Origin of the sequence: Promicromonospora citrea (genome assembly GCF_013004695.1) — a bacterium.
Taxonomy (GTDB): Bacteria; Actinomycetota; Actinomycetes; order Actinomycetales; family Cellulomonadaceae; genus Promicromonospora; species Promicromonospora citrea.
On the sequence record NZ_JABEMG010000113.1, the window covers coordinates 1 to 14,446 of the forward strand.

Sequence of the window (14,446 nt, forward strand, 5' to 3'; positions counted from 1 at the left end):
AGGCCGGCGAGGTGGCGGACGAGGCGGGCGGCGCCGACGAGGAGGAGGGCGGCGACGACGGCGCCGAGGACGAGCGCGATCCAGGGGGTGCCGTCGGTGTCGTCGGTGGGGGTGTCCTGGCCGGGGGTGGCGGTGGCGGCGGGCTGGGGGGCCTGGGGCGGTTCGAGGACGGGGGTGGTGAGGTGGGGCGGGTCGAGCTGCCAGGGGGTGGCGGTGGTGGCGCCGAGGAGGGCGACGGCGAGGAGCAGGACGGTGAGGGTGAGGCGGGTGGCTGGTCGCATCGGTGGTCAGCCGGTGACGGTGGCCGGGGTCGTGGTGAGGTCGTGGGCGTGCAGGCCTGCGACGGCGGCGGTGACGAAGGAGGCGGGGTCGGCGTCGAGGTCGCGGCCCATGGTGCGCAGGCCGGCGGGGCTGGTGCGGAGGGTGTCGAGGAGGGCGGCGGTGGCGGGGACGTCGACGAGGGTGTGGCGGGCCGCGAGCGCGGGGGTCTGGCGGTGGATGCGGCGGGTGAGGTCGTGGCCCCAGGCGGGCAGGTTCTCGACGGTGTCGTCGGGGGTGGGGACGGGGATGTCGGCGGGGGCGAGGGCGACGCGGGTGTAGGCGGTCAGGGAGTGGTGGGAGATGCCGCGGTGGCGGTCGCGGGGGTCGGCTCCGGAGACGCGCAGGGAGGCGACGGGGCGGCCGTGCAGGGTGGCGGCGGCGTTGACGGCCTCGCCGGCGGCGACGCCGGAGTAGCCCCAGCGGGTGCCGGTGCCGAGGTTGCCGGGTCCCTGGGCGACGACGGCGACGTCGCAGCCGGCGACGTGGCGGGCGGCGAGCAGGCCGGTGTGGACGGTGACGGCCTCGAGGTCGCCGCCGTAGGCCTGGCCGACGGTGACGCAGGTGTGCAGCCAGCCGGTGTCGCGCAGGGTGGCGACGGTGCGGGAGAACGCGGCGGGCAGGGCGCCGCCGTCGGTCATGACGTAGGCGATCTTGAGGTCGGTGCCGCCGGGTGCGTGGCGCAGGCCTGCGACGACGGCGGGCAGGGCGGAGTGGAGGTCGGCGACGACGACGGGCATGCCGGCGAGGTCGTCGGCGTCGGCGAGGGTGGTGTGGTGGGGTGACTCCTGCTCGTCGACGCCGAGGACCATGGCCTGCAGGGGCGTGTAGCGGGCCTTGACGAGGTGGCCGGGTCCGGGTTCGGGGTCGGGCGGCAGGGGGGTGCCGGGGGAGGCGGGGCCGACGACGAGGGCGTACCCGCCGGTGCCGAGGCCGCGGGCGAGGGCGGAGACGTTGAGCAGGAGGGTGTCGCCGGGGGCGGGGTCGCCGACGAGGTCGGTGTAGGCCAGTGCGCGGGCGGTGCGCTCGTCGTCGGGGCGGCCGGGCAGGGGGCGGTCGAGGGTGACCTCGAGCTCGCGCGCCCCGCGCCAGGTCCTGCCTGTGGACACCACTGTGCCGATCCGCCACGTCATCACAGGTTGGAGGCTACCGTTGTCCTGATGCCCAGCGACCTCAACCCGGCCGAGCGCCTGCTCAACCTCGTCATCGCGCTCGTGAACACGAACGCCGCCATGACCAAGCAGCAGGTGCGTACCGCTGTGGCCGGGTACGCGGACGCGCCCAGCGACGAGGCGTTCGAGCGGATGTTCGAGCGGGACAAGGACATGCTGCGGGCGCTGGGGGTGCCGGTCGTGACGGTCGGCACGGGCGGGCACACGGACGAGCTCGGGTACCGCATCGACCAGGACGCGTACGCGCTGCCGCCGATCGACCTGACGCCGGCGGAGCTGGGTGTGCTGTCGCTGGCGGCGCAGTTCTGGCAGGACAAGACGCTGCAGACCGACATCACGCGCGCGATGGTGAAGCTGCGGGCGGCGGGTGCGGGCGACCCGTCGGTGGACGCGCTGGCGGGGCTGGCGCCGTCGGTGCGGGCCGTGGGCGACGCGTACGGGCCGCTCATGGAGGCGATCGAGGCGCGTCGCGCGGTCCGGTTCGCCTACCGGGCGGCGTACAACGGTGCGGTGCTGACGCGGCACGTGGAGCCGTGGCGCATCGCGGCGCGTGACGGCGGCTGGTACCTCATGGCGTTCGACCGGGACCGGCAGGCGCCGCGCGTGTTCCGCCTGTCGCGCATCGAGTCCCGCGTGCGGGTCACCGGGCCCGCGGGCGCGTACGACATCCCCGACGTCGACACCGACGTCATGCTCGGCAAGGCGCACGGCGAGGTGCGGCAGGCCGTGGTCGCGGTCCGCCCCGAGCGGGCGAGCGCGCTGCGTGCCCGCGGCAAGCCCGTGCCCGACGGCGAGCGCCAGGCCTGGTTGGCGCGGCTGCCCGCCGACGGTGGAGCGGACGGGTCGACGCCGACGGGGTGGGACGTGCTGGAGGTGCCGTTCCGGTCGGTGACGGGGATGGCGTCGGAGGCGGCGGGGTACGGTGCGGCGGTGGTCGTGCTGGAGCCCGCGCCGGTGCGGGAGGAGACGGTGCGCCGGTTGCGGGCCGCCGCGGCGCTGGGAGGTGCGCGTGGCTGAGCGTGCGGACGACAGGTTGCTGCGCCTGCTGGGCATCGTCGCGTACCTCGACGGGGCGGGGCCGGTGCCGGTGGAGGAGCTGGCGCGCCGGTTCGGCACGACGCCGGCGCAGATCCAGAAGGACGTCGACGCCCTCTGGGTGTCGGGTACGCCGGGGTACTGGCCGGACGACCTCATCGACTTCGACGCCGCGTCGATCGACCGTGGTGTGGTGCACCTGACCGAGGCGCGGGGCATGACCCGGCCGTTGCGTCTGGGCACGCGGGAGGCGGTCGCGCTGGTCGCGGCGCTGCGGGCGATGAAGGCGACGGGTGCGGTGCAGGCCGACCCGGCGCGGTCGGCGGTGGTGGAGTCGGCGCTGGGCAAGCTGACCGACGCGACGGGGGAGGCCGCGAACGCGGTCGACGTGCGGCTCGCGCCGGGCGGGGACCGGCAGGTGGTGTCGGTGCTGGCGGCGGCGCTGGCCGCGGGGCACCGGCTGCGGATCCGGTACGTCAGCTCCTCGGACGTGGTCAGCGAGCGCGAGGTGGACCCGCAGCGGCTGCACACGCAGGACGAGTTCGCCTACCTCGCGGCGTGGTGCTACCGGGCCGGCGCGCCGCGCACGTTCCGGGTGGACCGGATCCTGGACGCGGTCGAGACGGACGTGCCGGTGCAGGAGCACCCCGGTCAGCAGGCGGAGATCGACTTCGCGGCGCTGTTCGCGGGCGGGTCCTCGCCGCTGGCGACCATCCGGTTCGCGCCGCGGGCGCGGTGGTTCGCCGAGGAGGTGCCCGTGGAGTCGGTGCGCAACCTGCCCGACGGTGACTTCGAGGTGACGCTGCGCGTCACCAACCCGGGCTGGTTGCGCAGCACCCTGATCCAGCTCGCGCCGTACGTGCGGGCGGTGGCGCCGTCGGCCCTGGCCGAGGACGTGGCGGGTGCGGCACGGGCGGCGCTGGCGGTGTACGAGGCGGCGGGCGACGGGCCGGGAGCGACGGACGTCACGGAGGTCGCAGGGGCGTCCGGGGCAGCCTTCTCGCCGGATCGGCACTAGGCTGGTCGACCATGTGGTTCTGGGTGTGGGCCCTGCTGATCGTGGGCAGCCTCGTCGGAGCGTTCTTCCTGGCCCGTTCGCTGTGGCGGTCGGCGCGGGGGCTGCTCGAGGAGCTCGGTGAGGCGTCGCAGCGGTTCGCCGAGTCGGCAGACCGGTTGCAGGAGGCGGCCGACCGGGCACGGGAGGCCGCGAGCACGCAGCACCCGGGCCCCAGCCTGTTCGACGACGTGACGATCCACTACCAGCGCGTCAACGCCCAGCGGGCGGCACGGACCGAGCGCAAGGAGGCGCGGCGGGCGCGTCACGTGTCGACGTGGCAGAAGTGGAAGCAGTTCAACGAGTAGCGACGAGTAGTTCTGTGGGCAGGGCTTCCGGTTCGACCCCCGCGGACGCGTAGGATCGTCTACGACCGCCTCACACAAGCGCCGAACCACAAGGAGTCACCATGGGCGCCATGCAGCCGTGGCACTGGATCGTCCTGCTCGTCGTCATCCTGCTGCTCTTCGGGTCCACCCGCCTGCCGGGCCTGGCCAAGAGCGTGGGGCAGTCGATGAAGATCTTCCGCAAGGAGATGAAGGACCTGCGCGACGACGACAAGGACACCGACGGCACCGCTGCCGCACCGGGCGGGGCCACGTCGGGCACCACCGGCACGACGGGCACCGGGACCACCGGGTCGTCGGGTCAGGTACCCGGCATCGTCGAGAACAGGGACCGCGACATCCCCAAGGCCTGATCGGTGGCACGACGCAAGCGGGCGTCCGACGGTCGGATGCCACTGGTCGAGCACCTGCTCGAGCTGCGCAAGAGATTCGTCCTGATCGCGCTCGGCCTCGTGGTGGGCGCCGTGGTCGGCTGGCTGCTGTACGACCCGCTGCTGCAGGTGCTCCAGCGACCCCTGGAGATCGCCGAGGAGATGCGGGGCAACCAGGCGACGCTGAACTTCGCGGGGCCCATGGCGGCCCTCGACCTGAAGATCAAGTCGTCGCTGTTCCTCGCCGTGTTCCTCACCTGCCCGTGGTGGCTGTACCAGGTGTGGGCGTTCATCACGCCCGGCCTGAACTCCAACGAGCGGCGGTACGCGTACGGGTTCGTCGGGGCGGCGTTCCCGCTGTTCCTCGGCGGTGCGTACATGGCGTGGCTGGTGTTCCCGCACGCCATCCAGATCCTCACGGGGTTCCTGCCGGACGGCGCCACGGCGTTCACCAACGCCGAGGCGTACCTGTCGCTGGTGATGCGGCTGCTCATCGCGTTCGGGCTGGCGTTCCTGTCCCCGGTCGTGCTGGTCGGCCTCAACTTCGCCGGCCTCATGACCGGGCGGGGCATGCTCGGCGGGTGGCGGTGGGCCATCCTCGTGGCGTTCACGTTCGCCGCGATCATCACGCCCACCCCGGACGCCCTGACGATGATCCTGGTCGCGCTGCCGATCTGCGTGCTGTACTTCGGCGCCGTCGGCGTCTCCCTGCTGCACGACAAGCGCGTCCAGCGGCGCCTGGAGGCGGCGGAGGTCTGACCGGCGGGCCGGACGGCCACGGGCCCTGTGCGTCACGCGAGCGTGTCACACGTGCGTGTCACACAGGGCCCGTAGGCTGTCACCCATGAACGACCTGAGCCCGTCCGAGCGGTACTCGGCCTTCCGGTCCCGGAGTCGTTCAGCGGCTCAGCACCCCGAGCTCGCCCGGTTCCGCGAGGTGGTCGGGTTCGACCTCGACGAGTTCCAGGTCGTCGCCTGCGAGGCGCTCGAGCAGGGCCGCGGCGTCCTGGTCGCCGCCCCCACCGGTGCGGGCAAGACCGTGGTCGGCGAGTTCGCCGTCCACCTCGCGCTCGCCTCGGGCCGCAAGGCGTTCTACACCACGCCCATCAAGGCGCTGTCCAACCAGAAGTACGCCGACCTGGCCCGCAGGCACGGGCCGGAGAACGTCGGCCTGCTCACCGGCGACACCACCATCAACGGCGAGGCACCCGTCGTGGTCATGACCACCGAGGTGCTGCGCAACATGCTGTACGCCGGGTCGCCCACCCTCGACGGCCTCGCCTACGTCGTCATGGACGAGGTGCACTACCTCGCCGACCGGTTCCGCGGCCCGGTGTGGGAAGAGGTCATCATCCACCTCTCCGACGACGTGCAGCTCGTGTCCCTGTCGGCCACCGTGTCCAACGCCGAGGAGTTCGGCGACTGGCTCGAGATGGTGCGCGGCGACACCGCCGTCGTGGTCTCCGAGCGGCGGCCCGTGCCGCTGTGGCAGCACGTGCTCATGTCGTCCCCGGAGCCGCGCGGCAAGCCGCGCCTGCTCGACCTGTACGCCGGGCACGTCGACCCGACCGACCCGGGCACCAGCCCGCCCATCAACCCCGACCTGTCGGCCGCGTTCCGCTCCGGGCGGGGCGGCAGCCACCCCGGCGGGCAGCGCGGCCGCGGGTACCGGGGCAGGGGTGACCGCGGCTACCGCGGGCCCGGCGGGCGCCGCACCGGCGGTCACGGCACCGACACGGGGCCGGCGCGCCGCACCCCGCCGCGGTTCGTCGTCATCGACGCGCTCGACCACGACGGCCTGCTGCCCGCGATCTACTTCGTGTTCTCCCGCGCCGGGTGCGAGGCCGCCGTCGACCAGTGCCTCAAGGCCGGGCTGCGGCTGACCACGCCGCAGGAGGAGGCGACCATCCGTGCCGTCGTGGAGGAGCGCACCGCCGCCATCCCGCCCGAGGACCTCGACGTGCTCGGCTACTGGTCCTGGTCGCAGGCCCTGGCGCGCGGCGTCGCCGCCCACCACGCCGGCATGCTGCCCGTGTTCAAGGAGACCGTCGAGGACCTCTTCTCCCGCGGGCTCGTCAAGGTCGTGTTCGCCACCGAGACCCTCGCCCTGGGCATCAACATGCCCGCGCGGTCCGTCGTCCTGGACAAGCTCGTCAAGTGGGACGGCACCAGCCACGTGCCCGTCACCCCCGGGGAGTTCACCCAGCTCACCGGGCGCGCCGGGCGCCGCGGCATCGACATCGAGGGGCACGCCGTCGTCGTCGACCACCCCGCCCTCGACCCCGTCGCCCTGGCCGGTCTCGCGTCCAAGCGCCTGTACCCGCTGCGGTCCAGCTTCCGGCCCACGTACAACATGGCCGTCAACCTCGTCGCCCAGGTCGGCCGCGACCGCGCCCGCGAGGTCCTGGAGACCTCGTTCGCGCAGTTCCAGGCCGACCGCGGCGTCGTCGGCCTCGCCAAGCAGGCGCAGGCGCACGCCGAGGCCCTCGACGGGTACGCCGAGGCGATGACGTGCGACGTCGGCGACTTCGCGCAGTACATGGACCTGCGCCGCGCCATCAAGGACCGTGAGCGCGAGCTGTCCCGCGCCGCCTCGGGCGCCCGGCGGGCCGAGGTCGTCGCGTCGCTGGAGAAGCTGCGCCGCGGCGACGTCGTGGAGGTGCCGTCAGGGCGGCGGCGCGGGTACGTGCTGGTGCTCGACCCGGGCGAGCCCGGCGGGTTCGACGGACCGCGGCCCACCGTGCTCACCCAGGAGCGGCAGGTCAAGAAGCTCACCCTGGCCGACGCGCCGGACGGGCTGCAGACCGTCACGACCGTGCGGATCCCGAAGTCGTTCAACCCCCGCAAGCCCGACGCGCGCAGGGACCTGGTCTCCAGCATGCGCAACGCGCTCGGCGCCATGGCCGACGACGTGCCCTCGGCGCACAGCACCAGCTCGCCCGCCGGGCGGGCGGCTCGCGGCGGCACCACCCGGCGGCGGTCGGACGCCGCGACCGACACCGAGCTGGCGCGCCTGCGCACGGCGCTCAAGGCCCACCCCTGCCACGCGTGCCCCGAGCGGGACGAGCACGCGCGGTGGGCGGAGCGGTGGAACAAGCTCAAGAAGGAGCACGACCAGCTCGTGCGCCGCGTCGAGGGGCGCACCGGGTCGATCGCGCGCACCTTCGACCGCACCCTGGACGTCCTGCTGACCCTCGGCTACCTGGAGCGCACCGAGAAGCGCATCCGGGTCACGGACGACGGGCGGTGGCTGCGCCGCCTGTACGCCGAGAACGACCTGCTGCTGGCCGAGTGCCTGCGCCGTGGCGTGTGGGACGGCCTCGACCCCGCGGGCCTGGCGGCCGTGGTGTCGACCGTCGTGTACCAGGGGCGCAGGGACGACGCGCCCGACCCGTACGTCCCGGGCGGCCCGACCGGGCGGCTCGCGGGCGTGCTGGACGACACGCAGCGGGTGTGGTCCGAGGTGGACGACCTGGAGGAGGCGCACGGCATCGACGCGACCGGGCCGCTCGACCTGGGCCTGGTGGCCGCCATGCACCGGTGGGCGTCCGGCAAGGGCCTCGACAGCGTGCTGCGCGGCTCCGACCTGGCGGCCGGTGACTTCGTGCGGTGGTGCAAGCAGGTCGTGGACGTGCTGGACCAGCTCGGCGGTGCCGCGCCGTCGGAGCGTCTGCGCACCACGGCCCGCAGGGCGCAGGACGCCGTGCTGCGCGGGGTGGTGGCCTACTCGAGCCTGTGACGGCCCCGGCGGCTGCCGCGAGCGGGTGACCCGCGGGTGGTCCTGCCTGCGCGGTCGCGCCCCGGTGCTGCCGATCGCATACAGTTCCGAGCGTGAGCCAGCCTGTCCGATCCATCCTGTACCGCAACGGTGTCGTCCACTCGTCGGCCGACCCCTTCGCCGAGGCCGTCCTCGTGGACGACGGCGTCGTGGCCTGGATCGGCGCGGACGACACCGCCGCGGGGCTCGCCGCGCGCGCCGACCGCGTCGTCGACCTGGACGGCGCCCTCGTGACCCCCGGGTTCGTGGACGCGCACGCCCACGTGCTGGAGACGGGCCTCGCCGCTGAGGCGGTGGACCTCGGCGCCGCGGCCGGCGTGCGGTCGCTCGGCCAGGCGCTGGCCGTGCTGCACGGGCGGGCGCGGCGGCTCGAGGTGGCCGACCCGTCGGGCGAGCAGGTGCTGCTCGCGGTCGGCTGGGACGAGCAGGCGTGGCCGGAGGGCCGCCCGTTCACCCGGTCCGAGCTCGACGCCGCGTGCGGCGGGCGAGCCGTGTACGCCGCACGGGTGGACGTGCACTCCGCGGTGATCTCCTCGGCCATGGCGGCCCGCGCCGGCATCGAGCGCGACCCGGCGTGGACCGGGGCCGCGGCCTCCGGCTCGGGCTGGTCCGACGCCCCCGCCGACACCGGCCTGGTCACCGCCGACCTGCACCACCGGGTGCGCGCCGTCGCGCACACCCTGACGCCCGACCACCGCACGCGCCTGTACCGCGACACGCTCGCGGCCTGGGCCGCGCGCGGCGTGGTGTCCGTGCACGAGATGAGCGGCGAGCACCTCGACACCCGCGCCGGGCTGGCCGAGCTGCACGCCCTGACCGCCGACCCGGCCGAGCACGCCCTCCCGCACCTGGCCGCCTACCGCGGCGAGCTGTGCCGCACCGCCGACGACGCCCGCGCGCTGCTCGCCGAGCTGCCGTTCCTCACCGGCATCGGCGGCGACCTCAACGTCGACGGGTCGATCGGCTCGCGCACCGCCGCGCTGCGCCACCCGTACTCCGACCTGCCCGCCGACCCCGCCACCGCGGGCTTCACCGGCGCGCTGACCCACCCGGACGGCACGCCCTGGACGGGCGACCTCTACCTCGACGCCGACCAGATCGCGGGCCACCTCGTCGCCGTCCAGGAGGCGGGCGTGCAGGGCGCGTTCCACGTCATCGGCGACCGCGCCATGGACGAGACCGTGCTCGGGCTGCAGGCCGCCGCCCAGATCACGAGCGACGGCGCCGTACGCTCCGGGCACCACCGCATCGAGCACGCCCTGTTCGTCGACGCCGCGACCCTGGCCGCCCTGCTCGTGCGGGGCGTCGGCCTGTCGGTGCAGCCCGCGTTCGACACGGCCTTCAACGGCAGCGACGGCGTGTACGTCACGCGGCTCGGCGCCGCGCGCGCCGGTGCGCTCATGCCGTTCGCCGACCTCGCGCAGGCCGGCGTCCCGCTCGCGTTCGGCTCCGACACCCCCGTGACGCCCGTCGACCCGTGGCAGGCGGTGCGCGCCGCGACCCGGCACGACGACCCCGACCAGCGCATCTCCGCCGGGGCCGCGTTCCGCGCGCACACGCGCGGCGGCTGGCGCCTCGCGGGCCTCGACCACACCGGCGCGGGCCAGCTGCGCGTCGGTGCGCCCGCCCACCTGGCGGTCTGGCGCACCGAGCGGCTCGGGGTGCAGGCCGCGCCCGGCCGCCTCGCCTCCTGGAGCGAGGAGGCCCGCGCCGGGACGCCGCTGCTGCCGGACCTGTCGCCCGACGCGCCCGAGCCGGAGTGCCTGCACACGCTGCGCGACGGGGTCGTCATCCACGACACGTTCTGAACCTCCGCGGACGGACCCGGCGGACGGACCCGGCGGGCGGCCCGACGTAGGCTGCGACCGTGCGCGCGCCCGAGCCCTCGCGGCTGCTGTCCCTGTTCCTCGCGGTCGCCGGCGGCCTCGTGCTCTGGGCCGCTTTCCCCGACGCCGGCGCGTGGCCCTGCGCGTTCGTCGCCGTGGCCGCCCTCTACCAGGCGCTCGGCCGCGACCACGCCGGCTGGAACGCCCTCATGGGCCTGCTGTTCGGGCTCGCGTTCTTCCTGCCGCACCTGTGGTGGGCGCGCGAGTCCACCGCGACCCTGCCCTGGATCGCCCTGTCCACCGTCGAGGCCCTGTTCGTCGCCGGGTTCGCCGCCCTGTGGACGTGGGCCCGCCGGGCGCGGTTCCTGCGCCGTCGCGGCTGGCGGCTCGCGGCGGCGTTCGCCGTGCTGTGGGTCGCGGTCGAGCAGTGGCGCGCCGAGCTCCCCTTCGGCGGGTTCCCGTGGGGCCGCCTCGCCTGGGCGATGGCCGACGCGCCCACCGGACGCGCCGCCTGGCTCGGCGGCACCGTCGCCGTGAGTCTGCTCGTCGCGTTCGCCGGGGCGCTGCTCGCCCTGGCCGTCGCGGCCGCCCTCCGTGCCCGTGCCGGCCGCGCGGTCGGTGCTCTCGCGCTCGGCGCCGCCGTCGCCGTCGTCCCGCAGGTGCTGCCGCTGCCCGCCTCCGCGAGCGCCGGCCCGGTGACCACCCCGGACGGCGAGGAGGTGTACGACGCGGGCAGCGACGTGGCCGAGCAGGGCACGCTGTGGGCGGGTGCGGTGCAGGGCAACGTGTCCGAGCCGGGGCTCGGGGCGTTCGCGAACCGGGCGGAGGTGCTGAACAACCACCTGGACGGGACGTACGCGCTGGCGGAGGACTTCGCGGGTGAGCTGGACGTGGTGCTGTGGCCGGAGAACGGCAGCGACCTGGACCCGCAGGAGGCGGCGGACGTGGCGCGGGGGCTCGACGCGGCGTCGGCGGCGGTGGGGGCGCCGATCCTGGTGGGGGCGCAGGAGTACCCCGAGACGGGCGGGCGGTACAACGTGTCGCTGCTGTGGCAGGCGGGGCGTGGGGTGATCGGGCGGTACGCGAAGCAGCACCCGGCGCCGTTCGCGGAGCGCGTGCCGCTCCGGTCGGTGCTGCGGCAGGTGTCGGACCAGGTGGACCGGGTGCCGACGGACATGCTGGCGGGGGAGGGGCCGCCGTACGTGGACGTGCCGAGCCGGCTGGGGCAGGGGGACCACCGGCTGGGGACGGTCATCTGCTTCGAGGTGGCGTACGACGAGATCGTGCGGGACGCGGTGCTGCGGGGTGCGCAGGTGCTGGTGGTCCCGACGAACAACGCGTCGTTCGGGTTCACGGCGGAGTCGACGCAGCAGCTGTCGATGTCGCGGGTGCAGGCGATGACGACGGGTCGGGCGGTGGTGCAGGTCTCGACGGTGGGGGTGTCGGGCGTGATCACGCCGGACGGCGCGGTCGTGCGGCGCGCGGGCCTGTTCACGGCGGACCGGCTGGTGGCGTGGCTGCCGCTGCGGTCCACGGTGACGCCGGCGGTGGCGGCGGGGCCCTGGCCGGGCCGGGTGGCCGGTGGGCTGACGGTGGTGCTGGTCGTGGCCGGTGCGGTCGCGGGGGTGCGGCGCCGGCGATGAGGCGGGAACGACCGTCGGCCCGGACCTGGTGGTCCGGGCCGACGGTCGTTCGCGTCTGGTTCAGCGGTGGGTGCTCCGGGTGCCTGTCAGGCCGAGCGGCGGAGCTTGCCGGCGCGCAGCAGCTCGAGGCGCTCGTCGAGCAGGTCCTCGAGCTCCTTGACGGTGCGGCGCTCGAGCAGCATGTCCCAGTGGGTGCGCTGGGGCTTGGTCGCCTTGGGCTCGGGCTTCTCGGCGTCCCGCAGGAGGGCCTCCTCGCCGCAGCGGCACTCCCAGATCGGGGGGACGTCCGCGTCGGTGGCGAAGGGCAGGATGATGGTGTGGCCGTTGGGGCAGTCGTAGTAGGCCTGGAACCGCGGGGCGAAGTCCACGCCCTCGTCGGACTCCATGCTCTTGCTACCGATGCTCATACCGCGCAGGGACCGGTCGGGCACGATGTCCTCCAAGGGTTGTCGGGGTGGGTGGTGGAGAAAAGGTCCGAGGAGTCAACGCAGGGGACCTCGGTGATGTTCCAGCCGCCCGTCCAGGCTAGCCGTCGGAGATGCGCCCGCAAGCGCACTCCGGGCATTCTGGACGCTGATGTGCGCGATCTCACGTGCGTCGGGGTGGGTGGGCGGCTGTGGCCGGGAACATCCGGCATGGCTGCCCGGTTGAGGCCAGTGTTCATGCATCTGCATGAAACGATCTGAGGGAGGCGCGACACATGCAGTTCGGGATCTTCAGCGTCAGCGACGTGACAACGGACCCGACCACCGGGCGGACCCCGGACGACACGGAGCGGGTGCGGGCGATGCTCACCATCGCCCGGCACGCCGACGAGGCCGGCCTGGACGTCTTCGCCACCGGTGAGCACCACAACCCGCCGTTCGTGGCCTCCAGCCCGACGACGATGCTCGGCTACCTGGCCGGCGTCACGAAGAACATCACGCTGTCCACGGCGACCACGCTCATCACCACCAACGACCCGGTGCGCATCGCCGAGGAGTACGCGATGCTGCAGGTCATCTCCGACGGCCGCATGGACCTCATGATGGGCCGCGGCAACACCGGGCCCGTGTACCCGTGGTTCGGGCAGGACATCCGCCAGGGCATCCCCCTGGCCATCGAGAACTACGCGCTCGTGCGGCGCCTGTGGACCGAGGACGTCGTGGACTGGGAGGGCAAGTTCCGCACCCCGCTGCAGGGCTTCACCGCGACCCCGCGCCCCCTGGACGGCGTGCCGCCGTTCGTCTGGCACGGCTCCATCCGCAGCCCCGAGATCGCCGAGCAGGCCGCGTACTACGGCGACGGGTTCCTGCACAACAACATCTTCTGGCCCATGAGCCACACCAAGCAGATGGTGCAGTTCTACCGTCAGCGGTTCGAGCACTACGGGCACGGCCGCGCCGACCAGGCGATCGTCGGGCTCGGCGGGCAGGCGTTCGTCCGCAGGAACAGCCAGGACGCCTGGACCGAGTTCCGGCCCTACTTCGACAACGCCCCCGTCTACGGGCACGGTCCCAGCATGGAGGACTTCACGCGCGAGACGCCGCTGACCGTCGGCTCGCCGCAGCAGGTCGTCGACCGCTACGGCTCGTTCATCGACGAGGTCGGCTACTACCAGCGGCAGATGTTCCTCATCGACCACGCCGGCCTGCCCCTGAAGACCGTCCTGGAGCAGATCGACATCCTGGCCTCCGACGTCGTGCCCGAGCTGCGCAAGATCGCCGACGCCAAGCTGCCCGCCGACGTGCCGGCCAACCCGCCCACCCACGCCGAGCGGGTCGCCGCCGCCCGCGCGGCGGGCGACGTCGTCGCCACGCACGTGGGCGAGGGCGGCGACGAGTTCACCGGCCGCAGGGCCGAGGAGGTCCGGTCGTGACGACGTCCCCCACCCGGCGCACGATCGCCGTCGTCCACGCGGGGCTGGGGCAGCCGTCCTCGACGCGGCTGCTGGCCGACCGGCTGGCCGAGGCCACCGAGCGCGAGCTCGAGGCCCTCGGGCACCCCGCGGCCGTCGAGATGATCGAGCTGCGCGACCACGCGCACGCCGTCGTCGACGCGATGCTCACCGGGTTCCCCACCGGGGACCTGGCCCGTGCGATCGAGACCGTCACGCGGGCGGACGGCCTCATCGCCGTCAGCCCGCTGTTCACCACGACCTACTCCGGGCTGTTCAAGTCGTTCGTCGACATCCTCGACAAGGACGCCCTGACCGGCATGCCGGTGCTGCTCGGCGCGACCGGCGGCACGCCGCGGCACTCGCTGGCCCTGGAGTACTCCATGCGGCCGCTGTTCACCTACCTGCGCGCCGACGTCGTCACCACCTCCGTGTTCGCCGCGACCGACGACTGGGCCCAGGCCGGCGGCCCGGCCCACGACGGCGGCACGTCGCTGCCCGAGCGCATCGAGCGCGCGGGCCGGTCGCTCGCCGCGCTCGTGGCCTCCCGCGACGAGCGCGGCACGCCCGACGACCCCTTCGCGGCCACCCCGAGCTTCCTCGACCTGCTCGGCGGCGACTGACCCGCCCACGCGCCTGACCAGGGCTTGCACCCCCACGACCCGCCAGGGAACATGGGGGAGATCTCGAGGGACAGGGCGCGCGGGCGAGGCGAGGGAGTGCGACATGGTGGACGGAACGGCTGACGGCGCCCCGGAGCGCGCACCCGAGCCCGGCGTCGCGGAGGAGACCGCTCCCGACGAGACGGCTCCGGACGGGATGCGCGTGGACGAGACCGGCACGGACGAGACACCCGCTGCCGCGAGCGCCGAACGGGTCTACCTGGCGCCGGACCCGGACCGGGTCGCGCGGATCGTGGCGGCGCTGCGGGCGGCGCATGCCGCGCAGCGCGTCGGGCGGGCCGGGAAGGCGGCCCCCGCCGCAGAGACCGGGCAGGCCGTGGGCGCCGTGCGCCGCGCGAGCACC

13 protein-coding genes and 1 pseudogene are annotated in these 14,446 nt (G+C 74.4%); 11 read left to right on the forward strand and 3 right to left on the reverse strand.

Going from position 1 to position 14,446, the window contains the following annotated elements:
- Positions 1–281 (reverse strand): hypothetical protein (locus tag HLB15_RS18020; protein ID WP_212760044.1); only part of this gene is annotated, 281 nt, incomplete at its 3' end.
- Positions 282–287: 6 nt separating this feature from the next.
- Entirely contained in the window at positions 288–1,454 is a 1,167-nt protein-coding gene (locus tag HLB15_RS18025) for a DUF3866 family protein (RefSeq protein ID WP_171107193.1), read from the reverse strand.
- Positions 1,455–1,478: 24 nt separating this feature from the next.
- On the opposite strand from HLB15_RS18025, the gene HLB15_RS18030 reads away from it, so the two are divergent.
- From HLB15_RS18030 to lnt, 8 genes are all read left to right on the forward strand, one after another.
- Positions 1,479–2,507 (forward strand): helix-turn-helix transcriptional regulator, encoded by a 1,029-nt coding sequence (locus HLB15_RS18030; protein ID WP_171107195.1) that lies wholly within the window; start codon positions 1,479–1,481, stop codon positions 2,505–2,507.
- On the forward strand, positions 2,500–3,543 hold the full coding sequence (locus tag HLB15_RS18035) for a helix-turn-helix transcriptional regulator (protein WP_171107197.1): 1,044 nt from the start codon (positions 2,500–2,502) through the stop codon (positions 3,541–3,543). Before HLB15_RS18030 ends, HLB15_RS18035 begins: the two co-directional genes overlap by 8 nt.
- Before the next feature lie 11 nt (positions 3,544–3,554).
- A complete protein-coding gene (locus tag HLB15_RS18040; protein WP_171107200.1) occupies positions 3,555–3,887 on the forward strand; it encodes a hypothetical protein in 333 nt (110 codons plus the stop codon).
- Positions 3,888–3,988: 101 nt separating this feature from the next.
- The gene (tatA, locus tag HLB15_RS18045; RefSeq protein ID WP_171107202.1) at positions 3,989–4,279 is read left to right on the forward strand and encodes a Sec-independent protein translocase subunit TatA; all 291 of its coding nucleotides are present in this window, start codon (positions 3,989–3,991) and stop codon (positions 4,277–4,279) included.
- Positions 4,280–4,282: 3 nt separating this feature from the next.
- A complete protein-coding gene (gene tatC, locus HLB15_RS18050) occupies positions 4,283–5,056 on the forward strand; it encodes a twin-arginine translocase subunit TatC (protein ID WP_514128821.1) in 774 nt (257 codons plus the stop codon).
- A gap of 85 nt (positions 5,057–5,141) precedes the next feature.
- Positions 5,142–8,036 carry a DEAD/DEAH box helicase gene (locus tag HLB15_RS18055; protein ID WP_171107203.1) on the forward strand — a complete coding sequence of 965 codons (2,895 nt, stop codon included), beginning with the start codon at positions 5,142–5,144 and terminating at the stop codon, positions 8,034–8,036.
- Between the two features lie 92 nt (positions 8,037–8,128).
- Positions 8,129–9,883, forward strand: coding sequence for an amidohydrolase (locus HLB15_RS18060; RefSeq protein ID WP_171107206.1), 1,755 nt, complete (start codon positions 8,129–8,131; stop codon positions 9,881–9,883).
- Between the two features lie 59 nt (positions 9,884–9,942).
- Positions 9,943–11,544: an apolipoprotein N-acyltransferase gene (gene lnt, locus HLB15_RS18065; RefSeq protein ID WP_171107208.1), complete on the forward strand. Its 1,602-nt coding sequence runs from the start codon at positions 9,943–9,945 to the stop codon at positions 11,542–11,544.
- A gap of 86 nt (positions 11,545–11,630) precedes the next feature.
- Here the strand turns inward: lnt and HLB15_RS18070 are convergent, their stop codons facing one another.
- Entirely contained in the window at positions 11,631–11,975 is a 345-nt protein-coding gene (locus HLB15_RS18070) for an RNA polymerase-binding protein RbpA (RefSeq protein WP_026365682.1), read from the reverse strand.
- A gap of 269 nt (positions 11,976–12,244) precedes the next feature.
- On the opposite strand from HLB15_RS18070, the gene HLB15_RS18075 reads away from it, so the two are divergent.
- The 3 genes and pseudogenes from HLB15_RS18075 to HLB15_RS18085 form a co-directional block, all read left to right on the forward strand.
- Positions 12,245–13,402, forward strand: coding sequence for an LLM class flavin-dependent oxidoreductase (locus HLB15_RS18075; protein WP_171107210.1), 1,158 nt, complete (start codon positions 12,245–12,247; stop codon positions 13,400–13,402).
- Positions 13,399–14,043 (forward strand): FMN reductase, encoded by a 645-nt coding sequence (locus HLB15_RS18080; protein ID WP_171107211.1) that lies wholly within the window; start codon positions 13,399–13,401, stop codon positions 14,041–14,043. The genes HLB15_RS18075 and HLB15_RS18080 overlap by 4 nt, the downstream gene beginning before the upstream one ends.
- 103 nt (positions 14,044–14,146) lie before the next feature.
- Positions 14,147–14,446: pseudogene (locus HLB15_RS18085) on the forward strand (hypothetical protein); the annotation flags it as partial.